Here is a 19,323-nt window from a genome sequence, read left to right on the forward strand (position 1 = left end):
AGCGCCCTGTCTCCCTTAATTTTGTCTTGTTCATCCCTCAAATCCCCCGTAACCGGTAACCCGTAACCGGTAACCCGTAACCCGTAACCCGTAACCCGTAACCCGTAACCCGTAACCCGTAACCGGTAACCAGTAACCAGTAACCCCGCACCCCGTACCCTCGGACGCCGAACTCAAACTAGCTGATCTCCTTCATTGGTATCCCGCTAATCCAACGTAGCCTGCATATTCCATCCCCCGTACCATGTCCCGTCCGCGTTCACACCTTCTAGCAAGTAATAGATGGATTTTATGTAGTTATTCACACCGTTTTAGTGGAATTATGAGGAATAGATGGATTTTTTACAGTTAATTGCAGCCAATAACGTGTAATTAACATTTCTGCAAGAAATTAACTACATATTTTCCAGTTAGATCGAAAATGCGACGAAATAGTTGGGAAATAGCTGTAGTTTTTCCAGTTAATCTGACCAGCGGGTCCCGCTGAGAAGCCCCATGACTGGGATCCCTGATCCCCAGTACTGTCGTGATAAACGTGTTAAAGTGCACAGCAAGTTGCAGATGGTGAAGTTTAAGCTAAGTGGGAGGGGAAGGAAAGCCATCGTAACCCAAAAGCTGATCTCTGTCTTTTGTTTTTTGCTTTCTGTCTTCTGCAGTTTCGGTTGACGCGCAGCGTCCCTACAATGCAAATCAGTAGGGACTGTTTTTGTTGAAAGCGTTATAATAAGGTAGATGTATTCGTGCAGAGTGAGAGAGTTATTGAGGTATAGAGACGGGGGAACTGGCATGAAACTTTGGCGAATTGTTCAGGAAAAGAGGTATTTACTTCGTATTTTCCTATGGATTAACTGCATAATCTTGCTCATCTTACTTTCATTTTCCAGCCTAATCTATGTGAATGTGGAAAAAAATGTGTTCCAAAGCGAATACGAGGGAAGCCAGAAGCTCTTGTCCCAAATGAAGTACAATATCGATTATTTGGACACGATGATTAGCAAGCTTACTTTTTCTACATACGGAAATAATGATGTCAAAGCGCTTATGTATTTGAATGACGAAGAGACGTATGATCATATGAATACGATTAACAAATTGAATGCGACGGTGGTCGCTAACTATCCGTTCGTTCAATCTGTATATGTCTATAACAACCATAAGAAAATCTACTACTCCACATTCGGTGAGTTGTACCATAAGGATGCCGAATTAGATAAGGTTCTTGCGCAGAACTCTCCTATTACCCCTTTAAAGGCGATTGTGCGGAAAATGCAAACCGGAGGCACTTCTGCTAACCCTACCTATGATACTGTACTGAGTTATGTCATGTTTGAAAATGTGGATGCCAAAGGGGTGATGGATGGCGCCATCATTCTGAATGTGAAATTGGACTGGCTCGTCGATAACATTCGAACGATTAACCAGTTTGATGCGCGAACGCAGAGCGATTTATACATTTTAGACAACAAAAATCAGTTCATTGAAACCGATACTAACCATGTGATCGCTGAAAATCCTTCGTCAGTAACAATCAAGCAAGCTTTCGAAACGTCGGTTTCTCAAGATCGGGTGCATGCGGGAGAGCCGGCTGGATTTTATGAGTCCGAAGTAAATGGTGAGAAGTTCATTGTGTCATACATATATTTGGAAAAAACAGGATGGACGCTATTGGAAGCGAAGCCGTACAAAGAAGTGTACGCGAATCTGAAACAGCTGATGGATACGATTGTGATCATCACGGGAGCTGTATTTGTCGGGGCGTTGCTATTGACGCTATCGGTTTCTCGAGGCATATACAAGCCAGTAAGACGGCTCATGGAACAGACATCGACCGGTGGAACGGGAAGTGAGGGTTTCCTGAAGCCTGGTGTGAAAGACGAGTTTTCCTATTTGACCGAGGTGTATCGGAAGTCGCGAGAACAGCTCTATGAATACAACTTAGAGAAGAACAACAATACGAGCATTATGAAGATTTACTTTTTGAAAAAGCTGATGTCAGATAGCTACAGTATGAATGCAGCTGAATTTGAGGATGTATTGAGGCAGTTGAATGATGCCCTAACGAAAGATAAACCGTTCTTAATCTGTGTTTTGCGCATCGATGAGTATAAAAAATTCCTAAGCCACAAAAGTTTGGCCGAAAGAGAGCTGCTGCGCTTCGCGATTGCGAATGTAACGGCAGATGCCGTATCTCAGATAGGTGTTGCCCAAATCGTTGATATGAAAGATGACTTATTTACGATTCTATTGAACACGGATGACGGTCAACGCGATTCCGTGGAACAGGTGGAACAATCGCTGCAAGAAGCGCAAACCTACATTCAAAAATATTATCATATCACTTTTTCGGCAACGGTGAGCAATATCATTACGGAATATACAGCGATTGCTGCCGCCTATAACGAAACCTTAGCTAACAGTTCTTATCGGTATGTGTTTGGAACGAAGTCTGTCATTACGCAAGCACGTATCGCTTCCAACATGGGGAGTGTAGATGTAGAGCAAGTATTGACGTTAGTGAGCAAATTTACCGATGCCGTTCCCAAAGGCAATGCGATCAAAACAGAAGAAAGACTGCGTGACGTATTCGGTCACATTCGCAAACTGGACTATGGCAGTATCATGCTGGTCAGTATGCAGGTGGTGCACCATTTGAAGAAGACGATTTTTGAGATGAACCGTACGAGTAAGGAGCCAATTGCTGTTCCCGCTAGGCTGATGAGTCGCGAGCTGTATGAGGAGGAAACGATAGAGCAATTCGAGGTACTTCTTTTGGAAGCGGTACGTGCCATTCATAGTGAGGGCGAAGAAAAGGGCATCCAAGGCAACCAAGTTGTCGCCGATACGATTAAGGAAATCATCGATTCCAACTACTTCGACTCATCCCTTTCTGCTGCAAGTATTTCTGAAATGATGAGGCTGCCTGCTTATAAGTTGAGCAAAATATCCAAGATTCACCTCGGGATGTCGATTCCTGAATATGTGAATCAGGTAAAGCTTCATAAAGCGGTGGAATGGATGGAAAATTCCAAGCTGAGCATCCAGGAGATCATGCAACGCGTAGGCGTAGAGAACGAGAGTTATTTCTATAAGCTATTCAAGGCTAAGTTCGGGATGACGCCCAGGGAGTACATGGCAAAGCGGACTCGTTGATATAGAAAAAAGCAAACAGACCCGGTTGTCCATCAATGGACTTCCGGGTCTATTCGTTACGTATGCCTATTTAATTGTGTATGGCAGCTTAAATGTCCAAAGAAGTGTTCCATTTTCAGGTGTCGTGCTGTCAATGCCGAAATCGTTATCGTTCGTGATAGCAAGTGTATCGCCATTAATAAGTGAAACACCTTCAATTTTCTCATAAGGGAACTTGAAGGCAACTGCATCCAGTACCGTTCGTTTCGTCGTAGGCAGGATACCATTGGCTTTCAAATCTGCAATCGTCATTTGTTCAAGCGTTTTGCCTGCCGCTGTCGCACTGTCGTATTTGCCACTAACGTTGGTAGCTGTTGAAAGGTCAATGGCATAAATGCGCTTCAATTGTGCTTTATCGCCAGCGAATTTATCTCGCTCATCGATTAACAGCGTGTTCTCGTTTACGACAACCATATCGGAGATAACAATATCTCCTTGAACAAGATCTTTGAATTGCTTCGCATCCTCAAGGACGTATACAAACTCGCCAACAGGGTTAAGCGTCGCTAGATCAAATTTAATAATCCGTACCTGACGTGAATTGTCCATCGCTTTATCTGGATTACGAAGTGCATTTTGCATAGCCATGAACATATATTTGCCATCAGGCGTAATGCCTACAGCTTCAGCTCCGCGATTCTGGCGAAGTTTGTTGTACACCTCTGGCAGTGTCTCACGGGATGGCACAAGTGGAGCGGATGCTTGACTTGCCCAACCTTTAGGCACAATACGCTCAATGATCGTACCGTCACGCTTCACATGGACAATGGATGGACCATATTCATCAGAAATCCAGAAAGTATCATCCTTTGGATTGTAAGCTAAGCCTTCGATATCAAGTCCGTACGGGTCGTAAGCCAGTACTTTTTCGCCTTTTGCATCATAAGGCTCTTCATCGCGACCTTTAATATTAGGTAGTCCGGTAATCGTTGCTTTGCCTGACACAGGGTCTATACCCGACAGCTTCAAAGGGAACTTGTCCAAAATATTAATTTCGCCCTTACTTACTTCGATTTTATAAATCGTTGGTGTATAGTCTGGCAGTGGGAACGTGCGCACTGTTTTTCCGTTGATCGTAGGTTGACCGTTTGGTCCGCGATCAGCTGTTGTATAGAATACATTATCAGGGTCTCCTGGAATGTGTGTTAAGGATGAGCCAACTCCCATTTTAATGCCTTCTGCAAGATTTGGTGCCTTAAGCTCGTATTTCCCAGTCAAAACAGGCTTGTCCGTTAAAGATACACTGTTACGGAACTCATCCCAATCGACATATTTACCCAAAGCTTCGGAAAGCGCACGAACTGGCATGTACAAGCTTCCGTCCAAATTTACAGCTGGTGCAGCTGGTTTGATCACCTGTCCATTGCTTGAATACACGACATTCTCGGAAGTTTCCCCACTTACTTGCTGAGCCGTTACTGTTCCCGAAACAGCCACAGGAAGAGCAAGCAGTAAAGATGTCAACACGATCCATTTACGTTTCATTAGTAGTCGTTCTCCCCTCGCTATTACCCGCATTTTTCTTGACTTCTTACTTATACCAAACCTATGTAAAGGGCGTGTAAATTGAATATTACGGAATTGTAAATTTTCAGATTGTCATCTTTGATTGCTTCGATTAATCTATCCAAATGCGATTGTGATATACTGTATACGATGTATACATTTTCGGATTGCAAGGATAATGGAGGATGGAACAACATGGAGATCGGTGACGAGATCGATGATGAAATTATACAGAGCTTACCGTCAGGTGTAGCTCTTAGCTGGGGAATTATTAAACCTTCCCGCAGAGGGCCAAAAGGCGAGTTAAGCATCAAAAAAATCGTAGACGCGGCGATTGCCATTGCTGACAACGATGGACTTGCGGCGGTGTCGATGAGCAGAGTAGCACAATCGTTGGGGTACACGACGATGTCGCTCTATCGCTACATCACAAGCAAAGAAGACTTGCTCGTGCTGATGCAGGATGCGGTGTGCGACATTCCGATACCACCGGAGGTGCCCGGCAAACCTTGGCGCGAAGAAATGGGGGAATACGTCTGGGCATGCGTAGATGTGTTCCGCCAACATGCGTGGTACGGCGATATTCATATTACGAGCGTTCCCCTCGCACCAAACAATCTGCAGGTGATCGACTGGATGTTGAGAATCATGCGGGATTTTCCGCTGAATGATTTTGAGAAAATGTCATTTCTATTGCTCGTTAGCAGCTATTCGCGGGCCTGCGGTCTGATCGCACGGGACATGGATAAGGCTATCCGCGATGGTGCGAGCCCAGAGACATTTAGCGGCGTTAATTATGGGGCAGCACTAAAACAGTTGGTGAAGCCAGACCGTTTCCCGAATCTGCATCCGATTTTAATGGCGGGGGCTTACACGGATGAGGCAGAGAATCCGATCGGCAACGATCTGGCCTTCGGACTCGAGCGGATATTGGATGGGATTGAGTGTTATTTGCGGGAGAAAAGTGTGGGGCAGGGGGAATAGTCCCCGACCCTGGAGCCTCCCCCATCCCACCTCACCCCTCACCTCACCACCACCCCACCACCCCACCACCCCTATCCAGCCCCAACCCCCAAGCCTGTTTGGTTGCTCTTTTATGTGAATAGATGTATTTCCTGTAGTTAATTCTTCGTAAAATCGATACAAATGAAGAATAGATGGATTTTGTACAGCTAATTTCATGAAAATTGGCTAATGCTCGTTGTTTGGGTAGAATTAGCTGCATGTTTTCCATCTAATACGATTTTTCAGGTGGATTGCTCTGAAATAGCTGTACAATTTCCAGTTAAACACCAACACCAACACCAACACCAACACCAGCACCAGCACCAGCACCAGCACCAACACCAACACCAACACCAACACCAGCACTAGCACCAACACCAACACCAGCACTAGCACCAACACCAACACCAACACCAACACCAACACCAACACCACCAACACCAACACCAGCACCAACACGAACGAGAACACCAGCACCACCCCCAACCCAACAGCCCCCGTCTTTAGCGACTTTGGTAATAGGTACCTTGATACAAAAAAGCAGCGCCTTGGCATAGCCGAAGCGCTGTTTTTTTGGGGTGAAGGCTGTTCCTGCGAATAGCGTTATGCGATAACGTTAAATGGGTATATTTAGCTATTTGCTACGAGATAAGGTGATAGCATAACGTTATCTACCGGAACGGCTGTTGAAGTGTCTACATTTCATAGATAGGATAATTTGTAATATTTAGTATACTCATGGGGTTTCGCTCTACTATAATGGGGAGAGGCTTTAAGGTGAATTTTAATAGGAGGATAAGATCTTGAGATTAATTAAGAAATATATGTGGCTTGTTGCAGTTGTTCTACTTCTTTTATCCATAGGGCAATTCATAGGGGGTTCGCGTACAGTCCATGCGGAATCGACAACTGTGGTGACGATCGAAGATCCCGCTTTAGATGCGTTAATTCGGAAACAGTTGAAACTTTCAGATGCGCCGATAACAGAGAAGGATATGTTGACACTGCAGTCAATTTCAGAAGCAAGCTGGTTAGGAATTAAAAGCTTACAAGGCCTGGAATATGCTAAAAATCTAACCTCTATTCGTATGGGGGAAAATAAAATATCTGATTTAACGCCGATTGCTAATTTAACACATCTTGTATCTCTTGATTTTAATCATAATGAATTAACCGATATTAGCGCTTTAAGCAGATTGATTAATTTAAAAGATATAAGCTTGTACGATAATAAAATACGAAATCTGGAGCCTCTAAGTGGATTAACTAAACTCGAAGTATTAACTCTTTATGGTAACGAAATTTACGACATATCGCCGTTACATGGGTTGGTGAACCTAACTTCATTGCAAGTTTCTTTTAATCATGTTAAAGATGTTTCCCCACTCTCAAGCTTGACTAATTTAACCTCACTATACATAGGCAGTAATGAAATCGAAGATATTAGCATGCTGAACAAATTGACGAAGCTAACATCACTGTCAATCAACCGCAATCACATTTCAGATATCCAAGTTATCCAAAACATGCCGGGGCTTACCATCCTAAGTTTTGATGACAACCCAATTAAGGACTTTTCAGTTATTCAAAAACTAAAAAAACTGTATTGGCTCGATCTTTCCAACTTTGGTATCGAAGATCTGACTTTCTTGCAGGACATGCATAGTTTGACTCGACTCGACCTTTCTAAAAATCAGATCCGAGACCTTAGACCGCTAACGAAGTTGACTTCTTTAGAACATCTGAACGTAATGAATAACCAAATCACTGAATTGAATCCGTTGTTACTTATGACGAACTTGTCCGATTTACAACTCAGCTATAATCCAATTACCGATATTACGCCATTAGTGCAATTACATAAACTATCAACGCTATTTCTGGATAGGGTTCCGGTGCAAGACTTTACAAGGCTTGGGCAAATGACATCTCTTTCTTTTTTAACATTGGGATACAATGATCTCTCTGATATCTCATATTTATCTAACCTGGAGCGATTAAATTACCTTTCTCTTAACGGAAATAACATCCAGGATCTAACTCCAATAAAAGACCTTCGTCGATTAGTGAGTTTAAGTGTATCCAATAGTAATGTCACTGATATTTCGGGAATCAAGGGATTTTCAACCTTATGGGATCTAGATGTGAGTTTCAATCAGATTAAGGATATTTCGGCTTTAACTACGCTTGTGAAGTTAACAAAGGTAATTCTGGCTAACAATCAGATCACCAATATTGAAGCACTAAATGACCATCCAAAACTGTGGGAGATTCACGTTGGGAACAATCCACTTGATGATAGATCGCTAGAATTTATAGAGACTGCTAAGAACAGCGGTGTAGTCATTTCGTATAGCAATGAGCTTACAGTGAAGATCAATAATGATATTCAAATCTTTTCTAATGATGAGAAACCTCTGCGTGAAGAGGGGAGTGTCTTACTTCCGATGCGTCGAATTTTCAACGCTCTAGGCGCAAGTGTGACGTGGGACGAGCAAACGCGTACGGTCAAAGCGACGAAAGGAGATAAGGAGGTCCAATTAACGATTGATTCGAAAGAAGCATTCGTGAATGGCAGTGTCATTCAGTTAGACATTACACCTAAGATACAGAATGGAACGACGTTTGTGCCCGTCCGATTTGTCAGCGAAACGCTCGGCGCTAAGGTAGAGTGGGATGAGATGAATCAAACGGTTGTAATTGTAAGCAAGTAAATTGAAATGGAGGTATGAAAAATGAAATACAAAATTCTCGCCATTGTTTTCATCGGAATATTATCATGGAGCGGCTTGGTCCCAACTCACACATATGGTGCTTCGCCAGAAGTGAAGATCGAGGATGCAGTTCTCGAAAAAGAAATTCGGGCAGAGCTGAAATTAGAAGAGGGTACAGTACTGGATTATACAAATTTACAAAAACTAACGTCCCTATATCCGAAGGGAAAAGAGAAAATTAAGAGTGTAAAAGGTCTGAATATGGCACGTAATCTGGAACAATTATACTTGCCTAATCAAGAAATTACCGATATCAGTCCCCTAGGTAGTTTGTATAATTTAACGTTTCTTGCTATTAATAATAATCAAATTCAAAATGCTTGTCCGATCGCGAATCTGTCTGACTTACGAAAGTTAGTCATTTCCAATAATCAAATTGAGGAAATTGGGTGTTTTTCTCGTCTGACTGGTCTGACAGACTTACTGGCAAGTAACAATAAAATTAAGGATATTCAACCACTTACCAAACTTAAGCTTGGATGGCTGGATGTCTCAAATAACCCGGTTACAGATATCTCATCGATCGGAGTAATGAATAAACTACGCCAAATCTATGTTACCAAAGATTCTCTTAATGAAAAGTCTAACGCGCTGTTGGACCAGTTGGAACAATCAGGGGTTGCGGTAAATCGGGCTTCTGCTTCATCCGACAAGGTTTCAGGCATATCTGTATTAGTGAACGACGACCGCGTTCTGTTTGATCTTGCTCCATTGGTAGATGCGGGGACGACGTTGGTACAGTTCCGACCTCTTTTTGAAAAGTTAGGTTTTGTTATTCAGTGGGATGAGACAACACGAACGATCCAAGCAGAGAAGCAAGGAGCGAAGATTACTCTACAGGTGGATAATCCAAAAGCTACCTTAAACGGCGATTCCAATGCGCTAACCGTTGCGCCGAGAAATATCGAAGGCAGTATTTTTGTGCCCATCCGGTTTGTCGGAGAAGCGTCCAAATTTGTAGTGACTTGGGAAAGCAGTTCGAAAACGATTTATCTTCAATCTACGCGAACTATTGTTACTCCTGATGAAAAGTTAAAAGTGACATTGGGAGGTAATTGGCTGAGTAAAGAGCCTCCGGCTAACTTGAATTACCAAATATTTGCTACGAGCGGAAATAACGCTTTGATATCTACTTCAGAATCGAAGTCACTATTTGATAAAATTCTGACCCTTGAGGAATATGAAGTGGCTATAAAAAAATCATTGGAACCAAAGAAAATTACCAAGTTTTCCGCAGGGAAATCGTTACGGATTAATGGTTTGGATGCCGTTCAATTTTCCTATTCAGTCAATGGAACGAATGGTGAAGATCTTACAGTCACCCATACAATAATAGACGGGAAATACAGCTATTTTAATGTGTTTCTTTTCTCGGGAGAACTCGTTTACTCGGAAATTAACAAAGACTATCAAAATATCTTACAAACTTTAGAAGAAATAAAAACACCCTATCAGTTAAGTAAGGAGAAGTTTGGTCAGCTTAAACCTACTGAACGATTATTAGAAGCAGCGCGCTATTATCGGAAATTAGGTTTTTTTGAAAGTGTTAAGGGACTGACAAGTCAAGAGTTTGATAACAAAATGCTGGAATTAGAAAAGAAGTTTACAGATTGGAATCCTTTCGATTCTAGCAAGTATTACAATGATTTAGCAGAACTCTCACTTTTAATAGCAGACGAAGACCGTGTTTGGGTAGAGGATTGGGATTTAGATGTCAGTAAGGGGAAAAATGCTTACTTAACTACATTAGAACAGTGGAGCAAGATTTCCCGTGGGGCATTTCAGCCAACCGATATAAAGGAAATCTGGGACGCAGAAGAAGGGCCAATTACTGTTAGCTTTAAGTTGAATGGTCAAGAGCGAGTCATTCATCCTGAGCATGAGGGTAGTTATTTGAATACCTATGGTTTACTCAAGGAAATAAATGACATGATTAAGCCAAGTGGATATCAGTTCGCTGTGGTGGAGAATGATGATGAAGAGGTTATGGTGATAGCATTAAAGGCGGAAGAGAAAATGAAACTGCAGCAGGATCGGTACATCGATTTCGATTTCATCACACTGGACTAACCTTGCGAGTACGCGAAAAAGGCCATCCTTCTTTAAGAAGGAATGGCCTTTTTTCATTTCGTGAGGATGTTAACGGTCTGCGTTTCAGGAACCCAAGCAACCTTGGTACCTAACGACTCGGTTATAAAACGGACAGGCACTAGCGTGCTCCCATTCACAATGGTAGGAGGAGCGTCAAGCGTAATCGACTTCCCATTCAAGATGCCCGTGGGGTTTCCGACGATCAAGGTCAGGGTGCTGTTACCCTTCGTTGCTGAAATGGTTGAGGTAGTAGCATCCCAGGTAACGACGGTTCCAAATGTTTCAAAGATTTTACGTAAGGGAACCAGTGTACTGCCATTAATGATCGTAGGCTGCTGGTCGAACGAGAGCAATGTCCCATCTAGACGTACAGAGATCAACGTAGTTTGAGGTGCTACTTCATCATCAGTACTTTTAATCCAAACCGGTTCAGTCCGATACCACTCCGTACCATCACCTGAATAACCGCTTCCCCACGACCAAAGTGTGCCATCTTCTCTAACTGCCATGGAACGAAACCCAGTCCCATGTGCTCCGATTTTAGTGACTTTCATCAAGTTTTTTACTTGTACAGGAACATCACTATTCTCATAAGATCCAATCCCTAATTGACCACCGTGGTTATTACCGCTAGCCCAAACAGTACCATCTTTCTTCAAATAAAGGGGACCGCCAGCGGTAGCACGGATATCGACAATGTCCTTGATGCCTTGTATCTTCTGGGGAGCGGATTTACTAGTAGCGAGGTTCTGTCCATCGATAGCACCTTGACCATTTGACCCAAATGCCCAGACGGTACCGTCCTTTTGTAGGGCATAGGAGTTGACTCCACCTGCCGCGACAGCTGTAATATCACTGAGTCCGCCAATTTTAACGATGGCTCCTCGGTCTATTGTCCATACCGTTCCGTCTTTATCCAGAACTAACAGGTTGTCGCCAAATCCCGTAGATATGCTGCTCACATTTTGAAATCTTAATTGGACAGGGTACGTGTAGGTACCCGTAGATCCATCGGGTTTCTTATAGTAGATGCCTCCCCAGGCCCATAGTGTTCCATCATCTTTAATTGCATAGCTTTTCCCCCAAGCTCCCCAAACGGAAACGACATGTGTTAATCCTTCGACCTGATGTGGGAGAGCACGGTTATTATCTGTAACCATTTTTCCTGAACCTGTCTCAAGTATCGTCTGCATACCGTCACCGACTTGCCCGCCTAAATTATCACCCCATACCCACACTGTACCATCCTTTTTAACGGCGAGAGCGTGCTCGGAACCAGCGGCGATGGAGATGACATCATTCAATTCTTTCACCTGAGTAGGAAATTTCGTATTCGTAGCACTTGGACCCTTTTCTCCATTGCCAAAAACACCATTTCGGTTTGTTTCTCCCCAAGCCCAGACACTGCCATCGTTTTTGATTCCTAGGCTAACTCGCCCTCCAACAGCGATATCCTTCCAACCAACTTGAGTTTCTTCAGCGTGGGTCTTTGGAATAGAAGACGTAATGGCGAAACTCAACATTAAGCCTAACGCTAATGCCGTTTTGACTAAAATCTTAGACTGAATAACCATGTAAAGGTATCATACTCCTTATTTTCAAATGATTTACATACTCATTCTTCATCGGAGCATCGTATCCCTTCGTTATTTTGGATTATTGCGCAAAATGCCGCTCAATCAGAGGTCGAGAGAGTACTATAAGCAGCTTGTGTCGCTGCTAATAATGCAAACATGCAACCTTTATTGGGGTTAATAGATCACTTTAGATAAAAATAGGATGATGGCATAACGCTATTCCAACTTTTCAGTAGAAAACCTTACTTCCCGCCATTCCTACGGAACGCCAGAATACACCAACCAATGGCAATCACCAGCAAGGCCGAGCACCAGCCAATAGCCCACCAACCGTTATGAAGCACTGGGGTTCCAGTCAAAAGTCCGCGAATCGTCTCGATAACCGGCGTAATTGGCTGATGATTCGCAAAACCTTGCATCCAAGAAGGCATGGTATTCGTTGGGACGAATGCGCTGGACAGATAAGGGAGGAACAGCAGGGCAAAGCCGTAGCCGCTGGCAGCTGAAGGGCTGCCCGTAACGAGGCCAATCGCGGCGAATAGCCAGGTAAAGGTCAGAATGAACAAGATGATGACGCCAATGGCTCCAAGCCATTCGATGAAAGTAGCGTTCGGGCGGAAGCCAACGAGTAGGGCAACGCCGATGACCATACAAGTAGCAAGTAAGTTGCGAGCAAGGCTTGCGGCGACATGTCCCGTAATGACGCTGATGCTGCTAATCGGCATCGTTCGGAAACGGTTAATAATGCCATTGGTCATGTCGGATGCCACGTCAACTGCCGTGCTGGATGAGCCGAATCCTGCGCACAAGAGGATGATGCCTGGCACGACATAGTTAACATAATTGCCGCTCGGATCAAGCGCACCTCCGAATATATAGGTAAACAGGAGCATCAGCATAATGGGGAGCATGATTGCCATCATCAGCGACTCGATGTTGCGCAAGCTGTGACGGATGCTGCGTCCGACGAAGACGGCGTTGGTTGCTGCGAATGAAGGGGGCTTTGGCATAGCAAGATTATTCATGTTTGGTCGATGGTTGTTCGGATTCATCGGCTGTACGTTCTTCAGCGCTTGGAAATCATTCATACGAGGGAAGCCTCCTTGTGATTAGGTGTCGTCAAAGCTAAGAAGACGTCGTCCATGCTTGGCTTGCGAATGAAGATGCGTGTACCTGGCGGGCACGAGCCCGCGATCTCGTTCAACGTTTGGCTAACATCATGAACAGTGCCGCTCGTCGGAATGGACAGAATGACTTCGTCCAACGCATTCCGGAGCTCGATGACTTCGCCGCCGACACGAGCTTTCAAGGACTCCGCAGAACCGGATGCAACGATGCGCCCATGATTCAACACTGCGATTTCGTCTGCAAGCTGATCCGCTTCTTCCAAATATTGCGTCGTCAACAGGATCGTCATGCCTTGCTGCTTTAACTGGAGGATAGTCTCCCACAGGGATCGGCGGCTGACCGTATCCAGACCTGTCGTTGGTTCGTCAAGGAAGAGTACCGGACGACTAACGACAAGGCTGACCGCCAGATCCAATCTGCGCCGCATGCCGCCAGAGTAGGATTTCACGCGCTTGGCAGCCGCGGCTTCCAGATCAAATTGCTTCAGCAGCTCCGCTGCACGGACGCGAGATTCACCCGCAGATAAGCCAGCTAGCCGGCACATCATGACGATATTTTCGAGGCCTGTTAGCACCTCATCCACCGCAGCAAATTGTCCTGTGAGCGAGATCAATCCTCGCACGATCTTGCGGTCAACGATTACGTCATACCCCTCGATTCGTGCAACCCCGCCGTCCGGCTCGGATAACGAGGACAGAATGTTAATCAGTGTCGTTTTTCCAGCACCGTTAGGACCAAGCAGTGCGAATATCGTGCCTTTCCCCACCTGTAAATCAATGCCATCCAGTACGGTTTGTTTGCCAAAGCTTTTGCGCAAGCCGCTTACTTCAATCGAATTCGTATTCATTCGTTATCTCCCCGTTCTTTGAATTGTGGATCATATAAACAGTGTATTGCATACTCAGTTATTTATGATCGTTCTCAAGACCGATATTGCACTCGGTCGTGCGTCTCATTCACTCTCCCTCATACCCCACCTTCATCCCGCGAAAACCCGCAGTATATAAGGGTTTTATCCACTCCCATCACGAAAAAGTACAGTGAAAATCCCTGCGATTTTCAAATCGTACAGTCTATTTTAACCACAGCAAAAATGAGCAGTATCCAATTTCTCACCCAATTTCGTATGATGAAATCGCAAAGAGGACGCATGGTAACCCAGACAGAAGGAGGCAGCATACTTGGGAATCTTCTCAGCAATACGCAAAGAATCGAAGCATTTTTGGAAGGCAAGAAGTTTGTTTTTGATCGGATTGCCGGCCGTCATTGTGGTGTTTATCTTTTACTACTTACCTATGTACGGTATCGTGATCGCATTCAAAGATATCAACTACGCCAAAGGCATTTGGGGAAGCGATTGGGTTGGGCTGCATAACTTTAAGTTCTTCTTCAACTCACAAGATGCACTAAGGATTACACGTAACACGCTGCTATTAAATGGATTGTTTATCGTAGTGGGGATGTCCTGCGCTTTAGTCATTGGATTATTACTGGCTGAATTAGGCCGGAGATGGGTGAAGCTGTTTCAGACGATCTTGTTCTTTCCGTATTTTCTTTCGTGGGTTGTCGTCGGTTTCGTCAGTTACATTCTGTTGAATCCATCCTTCGGGGTGATCAATAAGGTATTGGAACAGTTCCATGTTGCCCCGATCGACTGGTACAGTAAGCCGGGCTATTGGCCCCTCATTTTAACCCTAACGTATTTATGGAAAAATGTCGGCTACACCGCCATCATCTTCTTCACCGGATTGCTGTCCATCGACAATAGCTATTATGAGGCTGCTTCTATAGATGGCGCTTCACGATTACAGCAAATTCGGAAGATCTCGATCCCGCTCATTTTGCCACTGATAACGATGTTGTTCATGCTTAATGTGGGCCGTATTTTCTACTCGGACTTCGGATTATTCTACTTCGTGCCCCGAGATGCAGGGATGCTATACCCAACGACAGATGTCGTAGATACGTATGTGTTTCGCTCATTACGGGTTGTTGGTGACTTGGGCATGGCCTCCGCAGCTAGCTTGTACCAAGCGGTTGTTGGTCTAGTGCTAGTCGTAACGACGAACGTACTCGTAAGGAAATTTAATAAAGAAAACGCTTTATTCTAGGGAGGAGGGTGGCGGTGCGTTCATCTATCAAGAAAAAGCCGGAAAATAACTGGCTGATCATTCTATTCTTTATGGTTTTATCCATCCTGTTCATCTATCCGATGCTGTACGTTATTTCGGTCTCACTCTCCTTCGATGGGGACATCGCCAAATTTGGCTACCAGCTGATTCCGGAACGCATTACGTTTGTCGCGTATTCGTATATTTTTCAAACGCCGAAGGCACTGCTTCAATCCTACATGGTGACGATTTTTGTGACAGTCGTAGGAACCGTGTTAAGCTTGATACTCACTTCTTCCCTAGCCTATATCATGACGCGGAAGGATTACCGGTATAGCCGTATCACAGGCTACTTCGTCTTCTTCACGTTGCTCTTCAATGCCGGATTAGTTCCTTCGTATATCGTTATGACTAGTGTATTGCACCTGCAGGATACGATTTGGGCCTTAATTCTTCCGTATGGGGTCAGCGCGTGGTTTACGATGCTTATGAAAGGCTTTATGGATGGGTTACCTTTTGAAATTATTGAGTCGGCCAAAATCGATGGATCTTCCGAACTGAGCACCTTCGTGCGAATTGTTCTTCCACTTTCGAAACCAGCACTAGCTACTGTAGGTTTGTTCTATGCTCTGGCTTACTGGAATGATTGGTGGCTTGCGATGCTGTACATTCAAAATGAGAATCTGATTCCGCTTCAATACTACTTGCAGCGAATCATGTCTAATATCGAGTTTTTGACGAAAAATATGCAAGCAGGCATCAGCATTGATATGAGCGCGATTCCAGCTGAATCTTCCCGTATGGGGATTGCCATTCTGGCAGCAGGCCCGATGTTATTCGCCTTCCCATTCTTTCAGAAATACTTGATCAAAGGATTGACAGTTGGTGCCGTTAAAGGCTAACTGAGTGTATGGCTTCAAAACGTTTGTCAATCCGAATCCGGATCGGATGATAATACATGTCTTCCTTAGTACTCTTTCTAAGTACTCTTTCTAAGTACTCTTTCTAAGTACTCTTTCTAAGTACTCTTTCTAAGTACTCTTTCTTAGTACCATTTTGACCATAAGATCAGGAGGGTTCGATGATATGAAAAATAGATCAATCAAAGCGTTATCTCCCGTTATTGTAAGCTGTGTGTCCCTATCCATGCTGCTCAGCGCTTGCGGTTCTAGCACGAATAGCTCTTCTCCGTCCCCAGCAACCAGCGCAGCACCTGCATCACCAGCGGCAACGACTGCGTCATCAGTACCAGCAACAACGGAGTTAAAACCATATGAGATTACCTGGTATTTGCCGCAGAGCGTATTCCCTGATGCGAAGTTGGTTCAAGATGCGATGAGCAAAATTACCAAAGAGAAAATCAACGCAACATTGAACATTCAATTGGTCGATTGGGGGACGTACGATCAGAAAATGCAAGCGATTGCAGCTTCTGGCGAGAAAGCAGATCTTATTTTCACATCCAATTGGACCAATGATTACCTGCAAAATGTAAACAAAGGGGCATTCTTGGATATCACTGATCTGTTGCCCAAATACGGACCAGATATTCTGAAGCAGGTTCCTCCAGCTGCTTGGGATGCTGCGAAAGTGAAAGGCAAGCTGTACGGTATCATAAACACGCAAGTTTTGGCTCGTACACCAGGCGTGCTCATTAACAAAACTTCTTTGGACAAATATGGATTTAAAGCGGATCAGTTCAAGACATTGGCGGATTTGACCCCATTTTTTGAAAAAGTAAAAGCGTCGGAGCCTGATAAATATCCATTCAGCCTGAAGGGTGATACGGATGTCATGGGGAACTACGGCAGCGCCATTGGTCTTGAGTACTTTTCACAAAAGAACCCAGGGGTTGTTCGCATCGACGATGCTTCCTCCAAAGTTGTGAATTTGTATGAGACGAAGGAGTTTACGGCCTTTTTGAAGCAAATGCGTGAATGGTATTCCAAAGGAATCATACGTAAAGACGCAGCAACGATTAAAGATACGAACTCGGATGAATTAGCAGGCAAATACGTATCCTCCACATTCACAGTTATCAATCCGGATACGGCGGCGAACCAAGCACAACGCTTTGGTGGTGGAGACGCAGCGAATGTAGCAGCGATTGAATTTTCTAAACCATATATGAGCACAGGCTCGATCATCGCTACCATGACAGCCATTTCTCGCACATCCAAAGATCCTGCCAGAGCGATGATGTTCTACAACTTGATGTACTCGAATGCGGAACTGTTTAATCTGATGAGCTATGGGATCGAAGGTAAGCATTATACGAAGGTTTCAGATGGTTTGATCAAAAAGATGGACAATGCCGGTTACTGGGTAGATTCCGGTTGGGAGTACGGCAACATGTTTAATTCGTTCCGAACTAGTGCAACGCAGCCGAAATGGTTCCCGGCAGGTCCTGATAAGAATGCAGCAGCGATTCCTTCCAAGATTCTTGGCTTCTCTTTTGACCCAAGTAACGTGAAGAGTGAATTGGCACAAACCGCATCCGTCGTGGATGAATTCTATGCGGGATTAATCACGGGAATCGCTGACCCAGACACAACACTGCCAGCTATGAATGCGAAGCTGAAAAAAGCAGGCTTGGACAACATTTTGGCGGAAATGCAGAAACAAATCGATGCTTGGAAAGCCGCGAAATAAGAAATGAACGAAAAGCCGCTTCTCTTCAATGAGAAAGCATGGTTTGCTAGTCCTCTGTGAACGAGATCGAATAATCAGCAGTCTCTCCATTCTGGGGAGGCTGCTATTTGTATACCAAGTGAGAACCCCCATAGAGACAGGGAATGTCTATTGTCACCTTAACAAAATGAACAATGTGTAAGAAAGGTGACAGGATGTTTTGTAAGAAAGGTCAACTGGGCAAAACATGTCTATTTCCAATCTCTTCACCGCAGGATACGATCGAATTGCCAGCACAACAGCAGGCTCAATTTCGAAAGGGTGAACACAACATGGAGGAAAGAGCGACCGGTTTCCATACAGGTAGAAACCAACGGAAGCCAATATGGATCAAACCAAAACAATCCACATTCAGAAACCGACTGATACGGGATCGACATCTGTATCTGATGCTACTGCCTGTGATCGGATTTTATCTGTTATTTAAGTACGCTCCGATGGTTGGTGAAATTATTGCCTTTAAGGATTATCGATTTGCAGATGGTATTTTTGGGAGTAACTGGGTGGGGTTTAAACACTTCACTAGCTTATTCCAAAGTATTGATTTTTGGAGAGTTCTCAGGAATACTTTACTGCTTAATGTCTACAGTCTTGTTTTAGGATTCCCAATACCTATTCTCCTTGCGCTTCTCCTTAATGAAGTACGCAAAGAGTGGTATAAACGGACTGTGCAGAATCTGCTTTATCTACCTCATTTTATCTCATGGGTTGTTCTAGGGGGTATCTTTATAGCGATGCTTTCCCCCAGCACAGGGGTTGTGAATTTGGTGCTGACGAAAGTGTTTGGCATCGAGCCCATCTACTTCATGGCTAGCTCCGGCTGGTGGCCAATCGCTTATACATTATCCGGTATTTGGCGCGAAGCGGGTTGGGGCACTATTTTATACCTAGCAGCTATGGCATCCATTGATCCTCAGCAGTATGAAGCAGCGAAGATGGACGGTGCATCGAAACTACGCCAGATATGGCACATTACGTTACCAGGAATTCGCAGCACAATTGCTATTTTGCTCGTCCTTCGGATGGGGCACATGATGGATGTGGGTCTCGAGCAGACGCTGGTTCTCCAGAATATGTCTGTATTGGATGTAGCGGATGTCATTAGCACCTACGTGTATCGTGTGGGCTTACAAAATATGAACTATAGCTATACGACAGCATTAGGCTTGTTCCAGTCCGCGGTTGGTTTGATACTAGTCGTGGGCGTGAATCGATTAACCCGAGTTTTTGGAGAACGGGGGCTTTGGTAAT

The 19,323-nt window shown here is 44.4% G+C and carries 14 protein-coding genes; 8 read left to right on the plus strand and 6 right to left on the minus strand.

Features of this window, described 5'->3' with window-relative positions:
• Nucleotides 1–30: 30 nt before the first annotated feature.
• Entirely contained in the window at nt 31–177 is a 147-nt protein-coding gene (locus HQN88_RS20020; RefSeq protein ID WP_173115817.1) for a hypothetical protein, read from the minus strand.
• Between the two features lie 609 nt (nt 178–786).
• On the opposite strand from HQN88_RS20020, the gene HQN88_RS20025 reads away from it, so the two are divergent.
• The gene (locus HQN88_RS20025) at nt 787–3,150 is read left to right on the plus strand and encodes an AraC family transcriptional regulator (RefSeq protein WP_173115819.1); all 2,364 of its coding nucleotides are present in this window, start codon (nt 787–789) and stop codon (nt 3,148–3,150) included.
• A gap of 66 nt (nt 3,151–3,216) precedes the next feature.
• On the opposite strand, the gene HQN88_RS20030 is transcribed toward HQN88_RS20025, so the two are convergent.
• Nucleotides 3,217–4,674 carry an esterase-like activity of phytase family protein gene (locus tag HQN88_RS20030; RefSeq protein ID WP_173115821.1) on the minus strand — a complete coding sequence of 486 codons (1,458 nt, stop codon included), beginning with the start codon at nt 4,672–4,674 and terminating at the stop codon, nt 3,217–3,219.
• 216 nt (nt 4,675–4,890) lie between these two features.
• Between HQN88_RS20030 and HQN88_RS20035 the strand changes: the two genes are divergently transcribed.
• Nucleotides 4,891–5,679, plus strand: a complete 789-nt coding sequence (locus HQN88_RS20035) for a TetR/AcrR family transcriptional regulator (protein ID WP_173115823.1) — start codon at nt 4,891–4,893, stop codon at nt 5,677–5,679.
• Between the two features lie 231 nt (nt 5,680–5,910).
• On the opposite strand, the gene HQN88_RS37365 is transcribed toward HQN88_RS20035, so the two are convergent.
• Entirely contained in the window at nt 5,911–6,186 is a 276-nt protein-coding gene (locus tag HQN88_RS37365; protein WP_216855769.1) for a hypothetical protein, read from the minus strand.
• A 317-nt stretch (nt 6,187–6,503) separates the two neighbouring features.
• Here HQN88_RS37365 and HQN88_RS20045 point away from each other — a divergent pair, with 317 nt between their 5' ends.
• Both HQN88_RS20045 and HQN88_RS20050 read left to right on the plus strand, forming a co-directional pair.
• The gene (locus HQN88_RS20045; protein WP_173115826.1) at nt 6,504–8,414 is read left to right on the plus strand and encodes a leucine-rich repeat domain-containing protein; all 1,911 of its coding nucleotides are present in this window, start codon (nt 6,504–6,506) and stop codon (nt 8,412–8,414) included.
• Nucleotides 8,415–8,435: 21 nt separating this feature from the next.
• Nucleotides 8,436–10,544 carry a stalk domain-containing protein gene (locus HQN88_RS20050; protein WP_173115828.1) on the plus strand — a complete coding sequence of 703 codons (2,109 nt, stop codon included), beginning with the start codon at nt 8,436–8,438 and terminating at the stop codon, nt 10,542–10,544.
• Nucleotides 10,545–10,597: 53 nt separating this feature from the next.
• Here HQN88_RS20050 and HQN88_RS20055 read toward each other — a convergent pair whose 3' ends face one another.
• The 3 genes from HQN88_RS20055 to HQN88_RS20065 form a co-directional block, all read right to left on the minus strand.
• On the minus strand, nt 10,598–12,139 hold the full coding sequence (locus HQN88_RS20055) for a stalk domain-containing protein (RefSeq protein WP_173115830.1): 1,542 nt from the start codon (nt 12,137–12,139) through the stop codon (nt 10,598–10,600).
• A gap of 245 nt (nt 12,140–12,384) precedes the next feature.
• Nucleotides 12,385–13,167 (minus strand): ABC transporter permease, encoded by a 783-nt coding sequence (locus HQN88_RS20060; protein WP_173116001.1) that lies wholly within the window; start codon nt 13,165–13,167, stop codon nt 12,385–12,387.
• 59 nt (nt 13,168–13,226) lie between these two features.
• Complete coding sequence (locus tag HQN88_RS20065; protein ID WP_173115832.1) at nt 13,227–14,117, minus strand: ATP-binding cassette domain-containing protein; 891 nt, start codon at nt 14,115–14,117, stop codon at nt 13,227–13,229.
• 334 nt (nt 14,118–14,451) lie between these two features.
• Here HQN88_RS20065 and HQN88_RS20070 point away from each other — a divergent pair, with 334 nt between their 5' ends.
• The 4 genes from HQN88_RS20070 (at nt 14,452) to HQN88_RS20085 (ending at nt 19,322) form a co-directional block, all read left to right on the plus strand.
• On the plus strand, nt 14,452–15,381 hold the full coding sequence (locus HQN88_RS20070; RefSeq protein ID WP_246320349.1) for an ABC transporter permease: 930 nt from the start codon (nt 14,452–14,454) through the stop codon (nt 15,379–15,381).
• A 14-nt stretch (nt 15,382–15,395) separates the two neighbouring features.
• Nucleotides 15,396–16,283, plus strand: a complete 888-nt coding sequence (locus tag HQN88_RS20075; RefSeq protein ID WP_274319271.1) for a carbohydrate ABC transporter permease — start codon at nt 15,396–15,398, stop codon at nt 16,281–16,283.
• A gap of 184 nt (nt 16,284–16,467) precedes the next feature.
• A complete protein-coding gene (locus tag HQN88_RS20080; protein WP_173115834.1) occupies nt 16,468–18,033 on the plus strand; it encodes a DUF3502 domain-containing protein in 1,566 nt (521 codons plus the stop codon).
• 194 nt (nt 18,034–18,227) lie between these two features.
• Nucleotides 18,228–19,322, plus strand: a complete 1,095-nt coding sequence (locus HQN88_RS20085) for an ABC transporter permease (protein ID WP_246320350.1) — start codon at nt 18,228–18,230, stop codon at nt 19,320–19,322.
• Nucleotide 19,323: the final 1 nt, after the last annotated feature.

Source organism: Paenibacillus qinlingensis, from assembly GCF_013204845.1.
Classification (GTDB): domain Bacteria; phylum Bacillota; class Bacilli; order Paenibacillales; family NBRC-103111; genus Paenibacillus_E; species Paenibacillus_E qinlingensis.